This window comes from Variovorax sp. HJSM1_2, assembly GCF_049316285.1.
Taxonomy (GTDB): Bacteria; Pseudomonadota; Gammaproteobacteria; order Burkholderiales; family Burkholderiaceae_C; genus Rhodoferax_B.
In genome coordinates this window covers 36,318-54,712 of the sequence record NZ_JBMOXA010000030.1, presented here as the reverse complement: position 1 = coordinate 54,712, position 18,395 = coordinate 36,318, and the positions used below count along the sequence as shown (strand labels likewise).

The window sequence follows — 18,395 nt, the reverse complement described above, 5'->3', positions numbered from 1 at the left end:
CGCCGCCAAATACAAGGAAGGCATGAAAACCTCGTACACCGGCTACGCCTATGACGCCGTACTGATGACCGCCGCCGCCATGAACAAGGCCAAGTCCACCGACACCGCCGCCGTACAGGCCGCGCTGAAGGACATCGGCAAGGGTGGTTATGTGGGCGTGACCGGTCCGATTGCATTCGACGACAACCGCCAACGCATAGACCCGCCTTACGCCAAGCTCAAGTTCGACGGCAAGGTTGTGCCGCGCTAATCAGCCACGCGAGACGGACTGACGGTTTCCTACGCTCTCCACAGCGGCCCCAGCCCAATGGGGCCGCTTTTTCATAAGTTTTCTTCCATGTTTCAATTTTTGGTCGACACGCTCCTGCGCGCCTCCGACCTGGCGCTGATCGCGCTGGGTCTGAGCATGGTGTACGGGCTGGTCAAGTTTCCCAACATCGCCCACGTGCAGTACGCCATGCTGGGCGCCTACCTCACGTACGCGCTGTATGCCGCAGGCCTGCCACTGGTTGGCGCCATCGTGCTGTCTTGCCTGTTCACCGGGGCCCTCACACTGGTGCTGCACCTGCTGGTGTTTCGCCGCCTGCTGCGCGGCGGCCCGGCGATTGCGATGATTGGCTCGCTCGCCGTGGCCATGCTGGCCGTGGCGTTCGCCCAAGGCATTGCCGGCTCGTTTCCGCGCATGTTCAATCTGCCCATGGGCAACGCCGTGACCATGGGCTCGGCACGCCTGTCGCACACCCAGTTGTATTTCGTCGGCACCACGCTGGTGTTGCTGCTGCTGTTCACCCTGGTGCTGTTCTTCACACACACCGGCCGCGCCATGCGTGCGCTGGCCAGCAACCCGGCGCTGGCTGCGGCTTCGGGCCTGCACGCGGAAAACATTACCCGCCTCGTCGCCTTTGGCAGTGGTGCCGTCGCCGGCCTGGGCGGCAGCATGCTGGCCCTGTCCACTGGTGCCCACCTCAACCTGGGGCACGACCTGCTGCTGCCGGTGTTTGCCGCCGCCATCCTGGGCGGCCTGGGCAACCCCATGGGTGCGGTGGCCGGTGCGCTGCTGATCGCTCTCACCGAAACCATCGTCACCAACGCCAACTTCGGCTGGCTGGTCGGCCAGGACATGGCCTTTTTGCCCGTGGCCTACATCAGCGCCGCATCGTTCCTGATCCTGTTGCTGGCTCTGCTGTTCAAGCCTTACGGCCTGTTCGACCGGGAGGTACGCCGTGTTTGATTTCCTGATCTCCTCCCTCACCGTCGCGGGCATCTACGGCCTCATGGCCTTGGCGCTGAACCTGCAAGCCGGCTACTCCGGCCTGCTCAACTTCGGCCACATCGCCTTCGCCGGACTGGGTGCCTACGCCACCGGCATCGCCGTGCAGGCCGGTTGCTCACCTGTGGCCGGCGCCGCCATCGGTGTGTGTGCAGCCATGCTGCTGGGCTGGTGTATTGCGCGCCTGGGGCGCAAGCTGGCGTCCGACTACTGGGGCATCGCCACGTTGGCCATCGCCGAAATCCTGCGCACCGTGGCCACCAACGAGGGCTGGCTGACCGGCGGCGCCAACGGCATTGCCGCCATTCCCTCGCCGTTTGACGGCTTGTCGCGCATCAACGGCTCGCTGGCCTTTCTGCTGCTGGTGGCGCTGGCCGTGGCGCTGTTCGCCTGGGTCTGCAGCCGGCTGGGCAATGGCCGCTTTGGCCGCGCGCTGCGCCTGATGCGCGAAGAGCCGCAACTGGCCGCCTGCATGGGCTACGACCTGCGCTCGCTGAAAACCCGCGCCATCCTCGCCAGCGCGGCGCTCACCGCCCTGGCCGGTTCGCTGTACGCGCACTACATGAGCTTCGTCGGCCCCGACTACATGCTCGCGTCCGAGACCTTTCTGCTCTGGACCATGCTGATGATAGGTGGCCTGGGCAATACCGCCGGCGTGCTGGTGGGTGTGCTGCTGGTGCAGACCGCTTATGCCGCCGTGCCCTTTGCCAAGGACTATTTCCAATTCGGCACCGACCTCGCCGGCGCGCTGCGCCTGGGCCTGATCGGCCTGATCCTGCTGGTCTGCCTGCTGTGGCGCAGCGAAGGCCTGGTGCCCGAAAAACTGCGAAAGATCGCATGAACACCAATCCCCAACCCCCTAAACAGGCATTGCTGCAGGTCACCTCCGTGGCCAAGGCCTTCGGCGGCAACAAGGTGCTGCAAGACGTGAACTTCGACATCGCCCCGGGCGAGGTCGTGGGCCTGCTCGGCCCCAACGGCTCGGGCAAGAGCACACTGCTCAACACCACCACCGGCTTCGAGGCCGTGGACCAGGGCCACATCGCCTACAACGGCCAGCGCATAGACAAGCTGGCGCCGCACCGCATTGTGCAGGCCGGTATTGCGCGCACCTTCCAGCTGCCGTCCATGCCGACCAAGATGTCGGTGATCGAAGTCGCCATGGCCGCGGCCACACGTGCCCACGGCTTCTGGGGCACGCTGCTGGGCTCGCCCGCGGCGCGCCAGGCCGAAGCCGCCGCACGCGAAAAGGCCACCGAGTTGCTGCACCAGTTGCTGCTGTCGCATGTGCGCGACCTGCCGGCGTCGGCCTTGTCGGGCGGGCAGAAAAAGCTCTTGGGCATCGTCTGCGCGCTCATGGCCGAGCCGCAACTGCTGATGCTCGACGAACCCACGGCCGGTGTGCACCCGAATCTGCGCCGCGACATCGTGAGCGCGCTGCAAAAGCTCAACACCCAGGGCATGACCCTGGTGATCGTGGAGCACGACATGCACTTCATCCGCGAAGTCTGCACGCGCTGCGTGGTGCTTGACCGTGGCCACATCGTGGCGAGCTGCGCGCCCAGCGAACTCGCCTCGAACGAGCGTGTGCTGCAGGCTTACCTGGGTGGCTCGGCCACCGCGCACACCCCCAAGGCCGAACTGGAGACCGCATGATAGAAGTCCAAAACGTCGTCGCCGGCTACACCAGCGAAGTCGACATCCTGCGTGGCATGACGCTGCAGGCACGCAAGAACGAAATCGTCACCCTGCTCGGCCCCAACGGCTGCGGCAAGTCGACGCTGCTGAAAACCATTGTCGGTTTCCTCACGCCACGCAGCGGCGGCATCACGCTCGACGGCAAAGACGTGTCACGCCTGCCCGCGCACCACAAGGTACGCCACTGCGGTGTGGGTTTTGTGCCGCAGACCGAAAACGTCTTCAGCGCGCTGACCATACGCGAGAACCTGCAGGTCGGCGGCCACTACATGGCCAAGGCTGATGCGGCGCAGCGCATGCAGGAACTCTGCACGCTCTACCCCATACTGGCGAAGAAGTTCAACGCCCCGGCGGCCTCGATGTCGGGCGGGGAGCGGCAGATCCTGGCGCTGGCGCGCGCCCTCATGCCGCGCCCCAAGCTGCTGCTGCTGGACGAACCCTCGGCCGGCCTGTCGCCCAAGGTGCTGCTCGAGGTGTTCGAGGCCATACAGGCCGTGCGCAAGCAGGAAGGCGTGACCATTCTGATGGTCGAGCAAAACGCCATGGAAGCGCTGCGTATCTCCGACCGCGCCTACGTGCTGTCCATGGGCACGGTGGCGCTGACCGGCGACGCCGCCACGCTGATGGCCGACCCACAGGTGCGCGAGCTGTACCTGGGCGGGAGGGCCACATGAACATGGGCACACATCCCCGCATCGCCTTCATTGGCGGCGGCAGCATGGCCACGGCACTGATCAGCGGCCTGGTCAAACAAGGCTTTGGCGCCCAGCACCTGCATGTGGTGGAGCCCTTCGAGGCAGCGCGCGACAACCTGCGCCGCAGCTTCGGCATCGACGCCGCGTGTGAGGCCGACGACGCCCTGAGCACCTGCGACCTGCTGGTCTGGGCCGTGAAGCCGCAGCAGTTTGAACAGGCAGCGCTGGCCGCAGGCCGGTTCGCACAACAAGCGCTGCATCTGAGTGTGGCCGCCGGCATTCCGGTGCAGGTGCTCAGTGGCTGGCTGCAGACGCCGCGCGTGGTGCGTGCCATGCCCAACACCCCGGCGCTCATAGGCCAGGGCATGACCGGGCTGTATGCACCGCCCAACGTCTCGGCCGACGACCGCACCCGCATAGAACAACTGCTCTCCAGCACGGGCCGCTGCCTGTGGGTGGAAAAGGAAGCGCTGATCGACGCCGTGACCGCCGTTTCCGGTTCAGGCCCGGCCTACGTCTTCTACTGGATGGAAAGCATGCTGGCCGCCGGCCTGGAGATGGGCCTGACACCAGAGCAGGCCCGCACCTTGACGCTGGGCACCATGGAAGGCGCCGCCGCTTTGGCCGCGGCCTCCAGCGACGATCTGGCCACACTGCGTGAACGAGTCACGTCCAAGGGCGGCACCACCTTTGCCGCACTCAACAGCATGATGGACCAGGGCCTGCAGCCCGCCATCGTGCGTGCCATGTGGGCAGCACACCGGCGCGCAGGCGAAATGTCGCAGGAGTTTGGCGCAAGCCAGGGCTAGGGTCTGCCAACACTATGGCGTAGGATGCATATCTGTCGCCTAAGCCAGGCAAGCGCCCCAGGCTTAGGCGCACAAACTGTTTTCAACGACGACAGGAGTTGATATGAACGCTGTTGGCATCTCCACCCCGTCCAGCAAGCTGGGGCTACGGGCGCGCGCCTTTACCGCCGCCGTGCTGACCCTCACCGCAGTCAATACCTTTGCCCACCACGGCTGGTCCTGGGCCGAAGGCGAGCAGATGATCCTGCAAGGCACCATAGAGTCGATCTCCATGGCGCCGCCGCATCCCACCCTCAAGGTCAAGGCCGCGGACGGCGGCTCCTGGCAAATCGACCTGGGCAACCCCACGCAGACCGAACGCTCCGGCTTCAAGGGCGGCACGGCCAAGGCGGGCGACCCCATCACCGTGCGCGGTAACCGCTCCACCGAGAAAAACGCCCTGCACATGAAGGCCGTGCGCATCACCCTGGACGGCAAGAACTACGACATGTACCCCGAACGCATCAAGGATTAGGGCCTGTTCACAGGCCCCAAGCACGTGCTCGACCTGATCGCGGCCTGGCCCGGCGCCCTGTGGCTGCAAAGCTCGGGCACGGCCTACATGCTGGTCAACGCGGCCCACATCCTGGGCATCGCATTACTCGTGGGTGGCATCGTGCCGCTGGATGTGCTGCTGGCCCGAAACGCCCCCGGCGGCGAACTGCTAGTCCTCGCCCGCATCCTGCCGCGCGCAGCGGCGTGTGGGCTGGGCTTGGCGGTGTTGACCGGCTTGTGGCTGTTCAGCGTGCGCCCTACCGACTATGTAGGCAACCCGGCGTTTTTATTCAAGCTGGCCCTTCTGGCCTTGGCAGTGGGCAACATCGCCTGGCAGCATTTCAGTGGGGATTGGGGGCGGGTGCTGAAAGGGGATGGGGCCAGCCGTGCGCTGCGGATACGTGCCATCCTGTCTGTTGCACTCTGGGTGTCGGTCGTGTTGGCTGGGCGCTGGATTGGCTTTCTTTGATCGGCTGAAAAATGCCAGGATGTGGCGATGGCCGTCAACACTCGCAGCCAGCGGCGTCGCTCAGCTTCTGCGTATGGCCGGCGTTATCCGCCTTTGACTCCCGGCGGCCCGGCCCACAACAGATGCCTGGAAATCCGCATCCTGCGATAATCCGCTCCCCGTTTCATTTGAATGCACGGCCCCGACCGTCGCTGCCGAGCAACTGATCGGCTCCCGCGCATGGCTCCTGGCCGGGCGGCTCTCAGGTGGAGCCCGCCCGCGCCGCTACATCCCTCGTCCATGGTTCTCGATCCCTTCACCCTTCTCGTCCTCACCTCGGCCATGGCCGCCGCCTCGGCGCTGTACCTGGCCGCGGAATGGAGCAGCGTGCGTGAACGCTCGCTGCTGCTGTGGAGCGCGGGCTTTGCCATCATCGCCGTGGGCAGCGTGCTGGCCCTGCTGCGTTCCAGTGGCCATGTGCTGATCGGCATCTGGTTCCCCAACGGCATGTTGATCGCTGCCCACTGGTTGTTCCTGGCCGGTGTCGCCCGATTCACACGCACCCGGCTAACGCGCGCCTGGTGGCTGCTGGTCGCCGTCTGGCTGGTCATGCTGTTTCTGCCCGATGAGCCCTGGTGGTCCAAGGCGATGCTGGGCATACAGTCGCTGCTCATCGCCGTCATCACCTTGCGCGCCGGCCTGCTGCTGCGCCCACACGGCGGCGCGCTGAGCTTGGGTGCGGCGCAGCTGCGTTTCGTTCTGCTGGCGCACGGCTTGTTCTACCTCGCCAAAGCCGGCTCGACCTTGCTGCCCGATGCCGTTGTCAACCTGGCCAGTTTCCACGGCGCGATGATTCTGATCTCGCTGGTGGAAGGCGTGATGGCCATCATGCTGCTTGCAATGTCCATGACCGGCACCGAGCGCCATCGCCGCGAGGAACGTATCGCGCAGATCGCCGCCCGCGACCCCCTGACCGCCCTGGACAACCGCCGCGCGCTCTATCTGCGCGCACCGGATCTGCTGGGGCAGGCCTCGCCGGCCAATCCCGGCGCCCTGCTGCTGATGGACATAGACCACTTCAAGCAGGTCAACGACCTGCACGGGCACGATGCCGGCGACCGCTTGCTGGTAGCCCTGAGCGACCTGATCCGCGGCGCGCTGCCCCACGGTGCGCTGGCCGCGCGGCTGGGCGGGGACGAGTTCGTGATCATGCTGCGCAACGTCTCTGGAGCGGCCGCGCAGGCGCTGGGCCAGGACCTGCGCGAGGCGTTTGCGCAGCAGGCGCGCCTCATGTTCGCGACGCCGGAGCCGGTGTCGCTGAGCATAGGTGCGACCTTGTTCGACCAGCCCGAAACGGAGCTGTCACATTGGCTCAAGCGGGCCGACGAGGCCCTCTATGCATCCAAGCGCAAGGGCCGGGACCGGATGGAGCTGGCCCCGCTTACGCCAGGGCGGCCCTAGCCACGACGGCAGGCCTTCCCAGACCTGCCCTCATGTCCCACAAAACGTCTGATAACCCAAAGCCTGCGCCGGCGTGGCTGGCTGCGCATATTCAGCCCATTCGACGCGTGTGCTGAACGGCTGGCTCAGCACCGTCAGCAGTTGCTCGAACGGCGCGAAGTCGCGGCGCTCGACCGCAGCAGCCAACGCCTCTTCGACCTTGTGGTTGCGCGGAATATAGACCGGGTTGACCTGCTGCATGGCGCCGGCCCGGCTGCCGGGGGTCGCCACTTCCTTGGCCAGGCGGCGGTGCCAGCGGCTGGTCCAGGCGTCGAAGGCGGCCAGGTCTATGAACAGGTTGCGCGCATGCGCCCGGCTGTCCACGTCTTCACCCAGGCCGCGAAAGGCCTGGCTGAAGTCCACACCCTGGGCCTGCAGCAGCGCCAGGAAGTCGTTGACCAGCGTGAGGTCATCTTCTTGCGCGGCTTCCAGGCCGAGCTTTTGGCGCATGAGCGCCAGCCAGCGCTGTTCATACAGCACCGGGAAGGAATGCAACACCTTGGTGACGGCGGCCACAGCCTTGTCGCGGTCAGCGTCGACCAAGGGCAACAGCGCTTCGGCCAGGCGCGCCAGGTTCCACTGCGCAATGGGCGGCTGGTTGCCGTAGGCGTAGCGGCCGTGGTGGTCTATGGAGCTGAACACCGTGCTCGGGTCGTACTGGTTCATGAACGCACACGGGCCGTAGTCTATGGTTTCGCCGGACAGCGTCATGTTGTCGGTGTTCATCACGCCGTGGATGAAACCCACCGCCATCCATTGGGCAATCAGGGCTGCCTGGCGTTGGCTGGTGCCGACGAGCAGCGCCAGGTAGGGGTTGTCGGCCTGGGCCGCCGCCGGGTCGTGCCGGGCGATGGTGTAGTCGGCCAGTTGGCGCAGTTTGTCGGTGTCGCCACGCGCGGCAAAGTACTGGAAGGTGCCGACGCGGATGTGGCTGGCGGCCACACGCGCCAGCACGGCACCGGGCGGCAGGCCTTCGCGGTTGGCTTGTTCGCCGGTGGTCACGGCCGCCAAAACACGCGTGGTGGGAATGCCCAGCGCGTGCATGGCCTCACCCATCAGATACTCGCGCAGCACCGGGCCCAGTGCGGCCTTGCCATCGCCACCACGCGAAAACGGTGTGCGGCCCGAGCCTTTGAGCGCCAGATCGCGGCGCTGGCCAAACACGTCGATCAATTCACCCAGCAGCAACGCGCGGCCGTCACCCAACTGCGGCGAAAAGCCGCCAAACTGGTGGCCGGCATAGGCCTGCGCCAAGGGCGTGGCGCCTTCGGGTACCTGGTTGCCGGCAAAGATGGCCGCGCCTTCCGGGCTGTCGAGCGCGCCGGCATCCAAACCCAGCTCGGTGGCCAGGGCGTGGTTGAGTTTGACCATGGCCGGAGCTGGCACACGCTCGGGCAGCCAGGGCACAAAAAACCCGTCAAGGGAACGTGCAAACGTGTTGTCGAACGGAAAGCTGGCTGGCGTGACGGTCATGGCAAATAGCCTTTAAAACGGCCCTTTGAAAAGCCTTGGAAGAATTGCCGCCGATTGTCCGCCAGTGTGGATGGCGGGGTTGCTGTCGGGGCTTAGACCAAAGCCTGCAACACCCGCTCGGGCGTGACATCCACAAGACAACGTGTATGCCCCAGCGGGCAGGTGCGCTGAAAACACGGCGCGCAATCCAGCGGTGGCTGGTAGCCGGGGTCGTTTTTGAGCCAGAACACGCTGGCGAGTGGATTTAACGGCGGCGTGTGCAGCGGGCTGCTGGAGCCAAACACGGCGGCTTGCGGCACGCCAAATGCGGCGGCGACATGCATCAGGCCGGAGTCGTTGGTGACTGCAAATTTACTAGCAGCTATCGCTGACAGGGCCTGCTCCAGCGTCGTTTTTCCTGCCAGATTCTGAACACTGCCTGGATGGCTTGCCAGCACGGGCTGGGCGATTTCTTCGCAGAGCGCATGTTCCTTGCCAGAGCCTAGCAACAACACGGGCACGCCGCGCTCGGCCAAGGCCTTGGCCAGGGTGGCAAAGTGTGCCGCCGGCCAGCGTTTGGCCGGGCCAAACTCAGCACCCGGCGCAAACACCGCAAATGTGCCACGTACCACACCCAGGTGATGCAGGGCCTGCGCCACCACATCTTCGGGCAGTTGCAGTTGCGGGCGATCATGCACCAAATCATCAATGGCACCCTCGCCGCTCAGCGCCGAGTAGTAGGCCACCATGGGCGGGCGTTCACCCTTGGGGTTGGCCAGGCGTTGGTTCAGCAGCAACACGCGGCTTTCGCCCGAATAACCCACACGCCGGGGAATACCGGCCAGGAAAGGCAGCAGCGCACTCTTCAGCGAGTTGGGCAAGACGTAGGCATTGTCAAACTGACCGCGCAACTGACTGGCCATGGCACGGCGCGCCTGCCATTGCAGGCCACCGTGGCGGAAAGGGAATTCAACCACCGCATGTACATGCGGCATGGCGCGGTACACCGGCGCCACCCAGGGCAAGGCGCCCACGGTGAGTTGCTCGCCGCGCGCGTGCAGGCGGCGCATCAGCGGCTCGGTCATGACCGCGTCGCCAATCCATTGCGGCGCGACGATCAGGGAGGTGGAAGCCACGCGGGGTTCAGTTCAGAAGAAGAACAGAAAGAGAAAGGGCCCGGCACAAAGCGCCCGGCCCAGGCCAAACTTAGTGGCCGCCGCCGAAATGCTCACCAGCTTTGAGCTGGTACAGCGTGCCGCAATAAGGGCACTTGGCGGCGCCGCTGCGGCCCACGTCCAGGTATACCTTGGGGTGGTTGTTCCACAGCTTCATGTCGGCCTTGGGGCTGGGGCAGAACACGCCGCCTTGGTGGTTCAGGTCTTTGGCCAGCAACTCAACCGTTGCTTTGCTACTCGTGGTGGTGCTCATATTGTTTTAGACCTTGGCCAGCCAGTGGGCGTATTTGGGGTTGCGGCCGTTGACGATGTCAAAAAACGCAGCCTGGATTTTTTCGGTGATGGGGCCACGCGAGCCAGAGCCGATTTCCACGCGGTCGAGTTCGCGTATGGGCGTGACTTCGGCGGCGGTGCCGGTGAAGAAGGCTTCGTCGGCGATGTAGATTTCGTCGCGTGTGATGCGCTTTTGCACCACTTCAATGCCCAGATCCTTGGCAATGTGCATGATGGTGTTGCGGGTGATGCCGTTCAGGGCGCCAGCCGACAGGTCGGGCGTGTAGACCACGCCGTTCTTCACCACAAACACGTTTTCGCCAGCGCCTTCGCTGACAAAGCCCGAGGCGTCGAGCAGCAGGGCTTCGTCGTAGCCGTCGTCCAGCGCTTCCATGTTGGCCAGGATCGAGTTGCTGTAGTTGCTCACCGCCTTGGCCTGCGTCATGGTGATGTTGACGTGGTGGCGCGTGTAGCTGGAGGTCTTGACGCGTATGCCGCGCTTCATGCCGTCTTCACCCAGGTACGCACCCCAGGCCCAGGCCGCCACCATCAAATGGATGGTGTTGCCCTTGGGGCTGACGCCGAGCTTTTGCGAGCCGATCCAGGTCAGCGGGCGCAGGTAGCAGCTTTCCAGCTTGTTCTCGCGCACCACGGCTTTTTGTGCTTCGTTGACCTCCTCCTTGGTGAAGGGGATCTTCATGCGCAGGATCTTGGCGCTGTTGAACAGGCGTTCGGTGTGCTCTTCCAGGCGGAAGATGGCCGTGCCGTTGACGGTGTTGTAGGCGCGTACACCTTCAAATGCGCCGCAGCCGTAATGCAGGGTGTGCGTCAGCACGTGGATCTTGGCGTCGCGCCAGTCGACCATTTGGCCGTCCATCCAGATTTTGCCGTCGCGGTCGGCCATGGAGGGAGCTGGGGGGATGAGGCTCATGCAATCTGTCCTTTAGTTCTGCCCGCATTCGTCCTGGAATGCAGTGAGCTTTCAATTCTACGGCTGGACGGGGCTGTCTTCCACCGCCGCCGTTGGCTCGGTTGGCCGCTCCAGCACCCACTTCACCAGCTTGCCGCCAAAGAACTCGCAGGTCACGTGCGACTGCGAGCCATCGGTCCAGCGAAAGATTTCGGGTTGCTGGTCTTTGGGCGAGCGCAACTCGCCCAGCGAACGCGTCATGGCCATCACGTGCAGCAGGTTCACGCCGGGCTTGAGCTTGGCGTTCAGCATCACCGCGCTGGCCACGTAACCAATGGGCCGGTCTGCCGCCTTTTTGAGCACTTGCATGGTGCGGGTGATGTGCAGCAGCGCCCACATCACCAGGCCGCCGGTCACAGCGAGCACGCCCATCCAGCCAAAACGTTGAAACGCCACGACCAGCAATGCCAGGCCGACCAAGGGATACGCGTAGTTTTTCCAGTTCATGGGCGCATTTTCGCAGCCCGCTGAAAGCCCCGGCTTGTGGGCACTGCGTACGGCAAAACCAATGAAAACCCTGCCATAAAACCCTGGATCAGCTCAGCCCGCGCACCACTTCCATGGCTTCTTCCACGCGCTCCACGGCATGTATGGTCAGGCCTTCGATAGGCTTTTTCGGCGCATTCGCCTTGGGCACCACGGCCACGCTAAAGCCCAGCTTGGCGGCTTCTTTCAGGCGCTCTTGGCCACGCGGCGCGGGGCGTACTTCACCCGCCAGGCCAACTTCGCCAAAGGCGATGAAACCCTTGGGCAGGGCTTTGCCACGCAGGCTGGAGGTGATGGCCAGCAGCACCGCCAAGTCGGCCGCCGGCTCGCTGATACGCACGCCGCCCACGGCGTTGACAAACACGTCCTGGTCCATACACGCTATGCCGGCATGGCGGTGCAGCACCGCCAGCAGCATCGCCAGGCGGTCTTTGTCCAGGCCCACACTCAGGCGGCGCGGGCTGGGGCCGCCGGTGTCGACCAGGGCTTGAATCTCCACCAGCAGCGGGCGTGTGCCTTCCAGCGTGACCATCACACAACTGCCGGGCACGGGCTCGGTATGTTGGCTCAGAAAGATGGCGCTGGGGTTGCTCACACCCTTCAGGCCGCTTTCGGTCATGGCGAAGACACCGATCTCATTGACCGCGCCAAAGCGGTTCTTGATGGCGCGCACCAGGCGGAAGCTGCTGTGGGTGTCGCCCTCGAAGTACAGCACGGTGTCGACCATGTGCTCCAGCACGCGTGGCCCAGCCAGCGCGCCCTCTTTGGTGACGTGACCCACCAGCACAATCGCCACGCCGCTGGCCTTGGCGGCGCGTGTGAGGTGCGCCGCACATTCACGCACCTGCGCCACCGAGCCGGGGGCCGAAGTGAGCTGGTCCGAGTAAACGGTCTGGATAGAGTCGATCACCGCGATCTGCGGGCGGTGGCTCTGCAGTGTGCTCAGAATCTTCTCTAGCTGGATCTCCGCCAGCACCTGCACCTGGCTGTTCAGGATGCCCAGGCGGCGCGAGCGCAAGGCCACCTGTGCGCCGCTTTCTTCGCCGGTGACGTAAAGCGTTTTCTGGCCCGCGCGTTGCAGGGCGTCCAGCGCCTGCAGCAGAAGGGTCGACTTGCCAATGCCCGGGTCGCCGCCGATCAGCACCACACCGCCTTCGACAATGCCGCCGCCGAGCACGCGGTCCAGCTCGTCCAGCCCGGTGGGTGTGCGCTCCATGTCGGTGGCTTCGATGTCGGCCAGGGCCATCACCTCGGCGGTTTTGGCGAGTGCCGCAAAACGGTTGTTTTTGCTCGGTGCAGCGCTTTCGGCCACCGACTCAACCAGTGTGTTCCAGGCCTGGCAATGCGGGCACTTGCCCAGCCACTTGGGTGTGGTGCCGCCGCATTCATTGCAGGTGTAGATTGTTTTTTCTTTGGCCATAGTTCGAGTGTAGGCCTGCCTGCAGCAATGGCCCGCTGTCCATAGAATCCAGGCACAACACCCTGCTCAGCCCACTAGGAGACAAGACTTGCAAACGCCCCAGAACCCCTTCAAGCTCGCCATGCAACAAGGCCGCAGCCAAATTGGCCTGTGGGTGGGCCTGGCCGATGCCTATTGCGCCGAAATTCTGGCCGGCACCGGCTATGACTGGCTGCTGGTGGACGGTGAACACGCGCCCAACGACGTGCGCAATGTGCTGGCGCAACTGCAAGGCATCGCCAGTGCGGCCAGCGCCGGTTCGACATCACACCCCATCGTGCGCCTGCCCGTGGGCCAGACCTCGCTGATCAAGCAATACCTGGACCTGGGCGCGCAAACCCTGCTGGTGCCCATGGTCGACACCGCCGAACAGGCCGCCGAACTGGCCCAGGCCATGCGTTACCCGCCCGAGGGTATTCGCGGCATGGGTGCAGGCTTGGCGCGGGCCTCGCGCTGGCAGCGTTACCCCAACTACATCCACGAGGCCAACGGCCAGGTGTGCCTGCTGGTACAGGCCGAAACCGTAGAGGCCATGCAAAACCTGGACGCGATTGCCGCCACGCCGGGGGTCGACGGTGTGTTCATAGGCCCGGCGGATTTGTCGGCGTCCATGGGCTTCCCCGGCCAACTCAGCCACCCTGAAGTGGTCGCCGCCATCGAAGACGGCATTGCGCGCATCCTGCGCGCCGGCAAGGCGCCGGGCATTCTGGCCACCACCGAAGCACAGGCGAAAAAGTGGCTGGACGCAGGCGCCTTGTTTGTGGCCGTGGGCATAGACACCGCTTTGTTGACGCGCGCCGCTTCCGAGCTGCTGGCCAAGTTCAAGACCTTGCCCGAAGCTGCACGCGGCGGCAGCACTTACTGATTTTTCGCTCTGTTAAAGATAGCTGCTTGCGCTTTTGCAGATTGCCTAGAACCCCTATTTGACCTAAAGACATGTCTACCACTCCCAACTTCTCGCGTGTGTGTATCTACGGCGCCGGCGCCATTGGCGGCTGGATCGGCACCCTGCTGGCCGAAACCGGTTGCAGCGTCAGCGTGGTCGCGCGCGGCGCCACACTCGACGCATTGCAAACCCACGGCTTGCGGCTGCAAACCAAGGACGGCAGCCGCAGCATGCCCGTCAAAGCCAGCGCCAACCCGGCCGACCTGGGCGAACAAGACCTGGTGGTGGTGGCCGTCAAAGCCCCGGCCATGTTGGATGTCGCCCGGCAGATCGGCCCGCTGCTAGGCCCGAACAGCGTGGTGCTGACCGCCATGAACGGTGTGCCATGGTGGTTTCTGCAGGGCTTTGGCGGCGACTACGCGGGGCACACACTGAAGTCGGTCGACGCGACCGGCGACATCACCCGCGCCATTCCCGCGCAGCATGTGATCGGCTGCGTGGTGCATGCCAGTTGCGCACTGAACGGGCCGGGGTACGTGCAGCACAACTTCGGCCAGAAGCTGATCATCGGCGAGCCCAGCGGCCAGGCCACGCCGCGTGTGCAGGCGCTGGCCGCACTGTTGCAGCGCGCCGGATTTGAAGTGCCGGTGGCCGAGAACATCCAGCAAGACACCTGGTTCAAGCTCTGGGGCAATATGACGGTGAATCCCATCAGCGCCATGACCGGCGCCACCACCGACCTGATCATGAACGACGACCTGGTGCGCGGCTTTGTGTCTGCCGTGATGCTGGAGGCCAAGGCCGTGGGCGCCAAACTCGGCATCGTCATCGACCAGGCGCCAGAAGACCGCCACGCCGTGACACGCAAACTCGGCGCCTTCAAAACCTCGATGCTGCAGGACGTGGAAGCCGGCCGCAGCGTGGAGCTGGACGCGCTGGTGAACGCGGTGCGCGAACTTGGCGCCATCACCGGCGTGGCCACGCCCTACACCGATGCGCTGTTTGGCCTGGCGCGGGTGCATGCACAGGTGCATGGGCTATACCCCAAACCCTCAGCACAGTAGGAGCCCCCATGCCTGATCTCATCATCGTGGCCCAGGTGCTGGCCAAGCCTGGCGCGGCGAAGGAACTGGTGGCGGCCCAGACCGGCTTCGTCAACGTGGCGCGCCAGCAGCCGGGTTGCTTGCTCTACGAACTGTTTGAAGACGAGAGCCAGCCCGGCAAGGTGCTGTTTTTTGAGCGCTGGAAGGACCGCCAGTCGTGGGACGACCACCGACAAGGCGCCCATATGGAGGTGTTCCGTGCCGCAACCGGCCACCTGATTGAGCGCATCGAAATTTTGCAGATGCGGCAGCTGGCCTGAAGGCGCGCGCGGGCCTAGCGCCCGCGCATCAACTGCAGCGCATGTGGCAAAGAATCGGCCGCTGGCACGAAGTGATCGATGCTGAGGCCCAGCAGCACGGCGCAGAATAGCGCGCCAAGCAAAGGTTTCCAGGTGAGTTGTACGGCGGCCAACAGCCAGCCCTCGCGCACCACCCGCACGGCGACCCGGGAAGCGGCGTAGGAAAACGCCAACTCCACGACCACGGCCAGCAAGGCTTCGGAGCCGAAATACAGCAGCAGCAAACCGCCCGCGCCAAACAACAGCGCGCAGACTATCAGGAACACGGCCACCACGGGAATGGCGATCACCGCGCCCTCGTCGGCGCTGGCGGCGGCTTCCAGTGCACCGCTGGCGAAATCGCCACTCGCCCCGGCACCAGCAAAATCGCCGCCACCGCCTGCATCCATGCCACCGGGCACAGCGTGAACGCCAGGCCCGTTGCCGCAGCCGCTGGTGCCATCGGTAGGCAGGTCGAATGAAAGATCGGCATCACCGGACTCCGATCGGCGCAACATCGCCGCCGCCCAGGCGCGCAGCACCAGCAGGTATACGGCGTAGCCCACACCCAGCGACAGCAAGTAACGCAGCGCCAGCGACTGCACACCCAGGTGCATCAACAGCGTGGATGTGCCCCAGGTGAAGCCTAGCGTCAGCAGCCCAATACACCAGCCGTGTAACCACAAGGCGTGCCGCGCACGGATCTGGTGTTGGAAGTGGTGCTCGGCCAAACGTACCGAGCGCCAGTTGGACCGGTTATTCAACGCGAGGCGTTAGTTTCGGGTGCGGGATCGACCACCACCGGCACCCGCAGCGACAGCGCACAAATCAGTTCCCAGCCCACGGTGCCGGCTTTGGCGGCCACTTCGTCTATGGACACCACAGCACCGTTGCCGGCCTTGCCCCACAGCGTGACCATGCTGCCCATGCCGGCTTCGGGCAGATGGGCCAGGTCGACCACCAACATGTCCATGCTGACGCGGCCCAAGGTGCGGCTGCGCTGACCATCGACCAGCACCGGCGTGCCGGTGGGGCACAGGCGCGGGTAGCCGTCGGCATAACCACAAGCGACTATGCCTATGCGTGTGGCTTGCTCGGCGACAAAGCTGGAGCCGTAGCCCAAGGCCGCGCCCACGGCCATTTCCTGCACCCCAATGATGCGCGCCTGCAGCGTCATGGCGGGCTGTATGCCCCAGTGGGCGGCGTCATATTCGGGATAGTCGGGTGAACCGCCGTAGACCATGATGCCGGGGCGCACCCAATCACCCGCCACTTGCGCAGCCAGATCGGGCTTTTGCAGCGGGCCACCCGCCGTGTGGCGCAACGTGGCGGCACTGTTGGCCACGGTGCGTTCACCCGGCAGGTCCTGGGTGACGGCGTTGAACACGGCCATCTGCTGCGCAATGCCTTGCGGGCCGTCGGCATCGGCAAAGTGGGTCATCAGCGAAATTTCTTCGACCTGGGGCAGCAGGTTCAGCCGCGTCCAGGCGGCGCGGTAACGTTCCGGGGTAAAGCCCAGGCGGTTCATACCCGAGTTCATTTTCAGGAACACGCGGTGTGGCACATTGGTCTTGTGTGTGGCCAGCATGTCGATTTGTTCGTCGCAATGCACGGCGTGCCACAGGCCCAGGCGCGAACAAAGCTCCAGATCACGCTGTTCAAACACGCCTTCGAGCAACAAAATCGGCCCGCGCCAGCCCAGGTGGCGCACCCGTTGGGCTTCGTCCAAGTCGATCAGGGCAAATCCGTCGGCCCCGCGTAAACCCTCATACACACGCTCAATGCCATGGCCGTAGGCATTGGCTTTGACTACCGCCCAGATGCGCGCATCGGGCGCCGCAGCACGGGCGCGCGCAAGGTTGTGGCGCAAGGATTCGGTGTGGATGATGGCTTGAATTGGGCGCGGCATGTTAGGTTGGCGATTCTTAGAGCCCCACGGTTTGCGGGGGTTCGCATGATTTTGGCACCGGCCCGCGTGATATAACCCGCATTCTTCACTGCAGCACCGGATTAACCGAACTTATCACCCGCGCCAGCCCCACTGGCGCCGTCGACAGCCATTAATGAAGCGCGGTTTTTTCACCATCATGTCAGCGCAGTTTTTCAGCTCGCTGGCAGACAACGCCTTATTCGTAGGTGCCGTGCAGCTGCTGCGATCCGGGCACGGCCCAGCTTGGCAACAAGCGGCTTTGGTGCCGATGTTTGCGCTCTTTTACGTGATTTTGGCGCCCTTTGTGGGCGCTTTTGCCGACGCTTTGCCCAAAGGCAAGGTGATGTTCTACAGCAATGCCATCAAGGTCATTGGCTGTTTGATGATGCTGTTCGGCACCCACCCGCTGATCGCCTACGCCGTGGTGGGCCTGGGCGCCGCGGCCTATTCGCCGGCCAAATACGGCATCCTGACCGAGCTGCTGCCGGCGTCACAGTTGGTCAAGGCCAATGGCTGGATCGAGGGACTGACCATTGGCTCCATCATTCTGGGTGTGCTGCTCGGCGGGCAATTGGTCGGGCCGGTGATCTCGGGCAAGCTGCTGGCGATCGACATTCCGTTCATCGACACCGGCATCAGCACCGCACCGGAAGCGGCGATTGCGGTGTTGATTCTGGTCTACATGCTGGCCGCCTGGTTCAACACCCGCATTCCCCATACCGGCGTGGAAATGCGCCCCATGCCCAAGCGCACCATCGAGTTGCTGCCCGACTTCTGGAGCTGCAATCTGCGCCTGTGGCGCGACCGCCTGGGCCAGATCTCGCTGGCCACCACCACGCTGTTCTGGGGCGTGAGCGGCAACCTCAAATTCATCGTGCTGGCCTGGGCCGCCGCCGCGCTGGGCTATAGCACCACGCAGGCTTCCAGTCTGGTGGGCGTGGTGGCCATAGGCACGGCCGTGGGCGCGGTGGTGGCCTCGGCCCGCATGAAGCTGGACATGGCGACCAAGGTGATTCCACTGGGCATTGGCATGGGTGTGCTGGTGATTCTGCTGAACTTCATCACCAACGTCTGGGTCGCAGCGCCGTTTCTGGTCCTGCTGGGCGGCCTGGGCGGCTTCTTGGTGGTGCCCATGAACGCGCTGCTGCAGCACCGGGGCCACAACCTCATGGGTGCGGGCCGTTCCATTGCGGTGCAAAACTTCAACGAGCAGGCCTGTATCCTGTTCCTGGGCGCGTTGTACACCTTCTCCACCGGCATGGGTTTGTCGGCCTTCGGCGCCATCACGCTGTTTGGCTTGGTGGTGGCGGGTTTCATGTGGCTGATCCAGCGCTGGCACGCCCACAACCTCACCCATGACCGCGAGACGGTGGAACATCTGCTCGACATCGCGCGCAACGACAACTCCCACTGAGAAGAGCGCCATACC

General features: G+C 64.5%; 21 protein-coding genes. 13 read left to right on the top strand and 8 right to left on the bottom strand.

Features of this window, described 5'->3' with window-relative positions:
• The 9 genes from ACFQ95_RS22560 to ACFQ95_RS22520 all read left to right on the top strand — a co-directional run.
• Positions 1-250, top strand: a 250-nt coding sequence (locus ACFQ95_RS22560; RefSeq protein ID WP_422834676.1) for an ABC transporter substrate-binding protein, incomplete at its 5' end; no start/stop codon positions are given.
• 87 nt (positions 251-337) lie between these two features.
• On the top strand, positions 338-1,231 hold the full coding sequence (locus tag ACFQ95_RS22555) for a branched-chain amino acid ABC transporter permease (RefSeq protein ID WP_422834674.1): 894 nt from the start codon (positions 338-340) through the stop codon (positions 1,229-1,231).
• Positions 1,224-2,111, top strand: coding sequence for a branched-chain amino acid ABC transporter permease (locus ACFQ95_RS22550; protein ID WP_422834672.1), 888 nt, complete (start codon positions 1,224-1,226; stop codon positions 2,109-2,111). The genes ACFQ95_RS22555 and ACFQ95_RS22550 overlap by 8 nt, the downstream gene beginning before the upstream one ends.
• Positions 2,108-2,926: an ABC transporter ATP-binding protein gene (locus ACFQ95_RS22545; RefSeq protein ID WP_422834670.1), complete on the top strand. Its 819-nt coding sequence runs from the start codon at positions 2,108-2,110 to the stop codon at positions 2,924-2,926. The genes ACFQ95_RS22550 and ACFQ95_RS22545 overlap by 4 nt, the downstream gene beginning before the upstream one ends.
• Positions 2,923-3,642, top strand: a complete 720-nt coding sequence (locus ACFQ95_RS22540) for an ABC transporter ATP-binding protein (RefSeq protein WP_422834669.1) — start codon at positions 2,923-2,925, stop codon at positions 3,640-3,642. The genes ACFQ95_RS22545 and ACFQ95_RS22540 overlap by 4 nt, the downstream gene beginning before the upstream one ends.
• Positions 3,643-3,644: 2 nt before the next feature.
• Positions 3,645-4,472, top strand: a complete 828-nt coding sequence (gene proC, locus ACFQ95_RS22535) for a pyrroline-5-carboxylate reductase (RefSeq protein ID WP_422834668.1) — start codon at positions 3,645-3,647, stop codon at positions 4,470-4,472.
• A gap of 103 nt (positions 4,473-4,575) precedes the next feature.
• Complete coding sequence (locus ACFQ95_RS22530) at positions 4,576-4,986, top strand: DUF6152 family protein (RefSeq protein WP_422834666.1); 411 nt, start codon at positions 4,576-4,578, stop codon at positions 4,984-4,986.
• A gap of 24 nt (positions 4,987-5,010) precedes the next feature.
• The gene (locus tag ACFQ95_RS22525; RefSeq protein ID WP_422834664.1) at positions 5,011-5,475 is read left to right on the top strand and encodes a DUF2214 domain-containing protein; all 465 of its coding nucleotides are present in this window, start codon (positions 5,011-5,013) and stop codon (positions 5,473-5,475) included.
• A gap of 279 nt (positions 5,476-5,754) precedes the next feature.
• The gene (locus ACFQ95_RS22520; RefSeq protein WP_422834662.1) at positions 5,755-6,915 is read left to right on the top strand and encodes a GGDEF domain-containing protein; all 1,161 of its coding nucleotides are present in this window, start codon (positions 5,755-5,757) and stop codon (positions 6,913-6,915) included.
• A gap of 30 nt (positions 6,916-6,945) precedes the next feature.
• Here ACFQ95_RS22520 and ACFQ95_RS22515 read toward each other — a convergent pair whose 3' ends face one another.
• The 6 genes from ACFQ95_RS22515 to radA all read right to left on the bottom strand — a co-directional run bounded on the left by ACFQ95_RS22515 (position 6,946) and on the right by radA (position 12,730).
• Positions 6,946-8,427 carry a protein adenylyltransferase SelO gene (locus ACFQ95_RS22515; RefSeq protein ID WP_422834661.1) on the bottom strand — a complete coding sequence of 494 codons (1,482 nt, stop codon included), beginning with the start codon at positions 8,425-8,427 and terminating at the stop codon, positions 6,946-6,948.
• 92 nt (positions 8,428-8,519) lie between these two features.
• Positions 8,520-9,542 (bottom strand): lipopolysaccharide heptosyltransferase II, encoded by a 1,023-nt coding sequence (gene waaF / locus ACFQ95_RS22510; RefSeq protein ID WP_422834659.1) that lies wholly within the window; start codon positions 9,540-9,542, stop codon positions 8,520-8,522.
• Between the two features lie 70 nt (positions 9,543-9,612).
• Entirely contained in the window at positions 9,613-9,834 is a 222-nt protein-coding gene (locus ACFQ95_RS22505) for a zinc-finger domain-containing protein (RefSeq protein ID WP_422834657.1), read from the bottom strand.
• A 6-nt stretch (positions 9,835-9,840) separates the two neighbouring features.
• A complete protein-coding gene (locus tag ACFQ95_RS22500; protein WP_422834656.1) occupies positions 9,841-10,785 on the bottom strand; it encodes a branched-chain amino acid transaminase in 945 nt (314 codons plus the stop codon).
• A gap of 57 nt (positions 10,786-10,842) precedes the next feature.
• Positions 10,843-11,271: a glycerate kinase gene (locus ACFQ95_RS22495; RefSeq protein ID WP_422834655.1), complete on the bottom strand. Its 429-nt coding sequence runs from the start codon at positions 11,269-11,271 to the stop codon at positions 10,843-10,845.
• Positions 11,272-11,359: 88 nt separating this feature from the next.
• The gene (radA, locus tag ACFQ95_RS22490) at positions 11,360-12,730 is read right to left on the bottom strand and encodes a DNA repair protein RadA (protein ID WP_422834653.1); all 1,371 of its coding nucleotides are present in this window, start codon (positions 12,728-12,730) and stop codon (positions 11,360-11,362) included.
• 88 nt (positions 12,731-12,818) lie between these two features.
• Here radA and hpaI point away from each other — a divergent pair, with 88 nt between their 5' ends.
• From hpaI to ACFQ95_RS22475, 3 genes are all read left to right on the top strand, one after another.
• Entirely contained in the window at positions 12,819-13,634 is an 816-nt protein-coding gene (gene hpaI, locus ACFQ95_RS22485) for a 4-hydroxy-2-oxoheptanedioate aldolase (protein ID WP_422834651.1), read from the top strand.
• A gap of 71 nt (positions 13,635-13,705) precedes the next feature.
• A complete protein-coding gene (locus tag ACFQ95_RS22480; protein ID WP_422834650.1) occupies positions 13,706-14,719 on the top strand; it encodes a 2-dehydropantoate 2-reductase in 1,014 nt (337 codons plus the stop codon).
• Positions 14,720-14,727: 8 nt separating this feature from the next.
• Positions 14,728-15,018 (top strand): putative quinol monooxygenase, encoded by a 291-nt coding sequence (locus ACFQ95_RS22475; RefSeq protein ID WP_422834648.1) that lies wholly within the window; start codon positions 14,728-14,730, stop codon positions 15,016-15,018.
• A 14-nt stretch (positions 15,019-15,032) separates the two neighbouring features.
• Here ACFQ95_RS22475 and ACFQ95_RS22470 read toward each other — a convergent pair whose 3' ends face one another.
• On the bottom strand, positions 15,033-15,800 hold the full coding sequence (locus ACFQ95_RS22470) for a hypothetical protein (RefSeq protein WP_422834646.1): 768 nt from the start codon (positions 15,798-15,800) through the stop codon (positions 15,033-15,035).
• Positions 15,797-16,945, bottom strand: coding sequence for an alanine racemase (gene alr / locus ACFQ95_RS22465; protein WP_422834644.1), 1,149 nt, complete (start codon positions 16,943-16,945; stop codon positions 15,797-15,799). The genes ACFQ95_RS22470 and alr overlap by 4 nt, the downstream gene beginning before the upstream one ends.
• A gap of 154 nt (positions 16,946-17,099) precedes the next feature.
• Between alr and lplT the strand changes: the two genes are divergently transcribed.
• A complete protein-coding gene (lplT, locus tag ACFQ95_RS22460; RefSeq protein ID WP_422834642.1) occupies positions 17,100-18,380 on the top strand; it encodes a lysophospholipid transporter LplT in 1,281 nt (426 codons plus the stop codon).
• Positions 18,381-18,395: the final 15 nt, after the last annotated feature.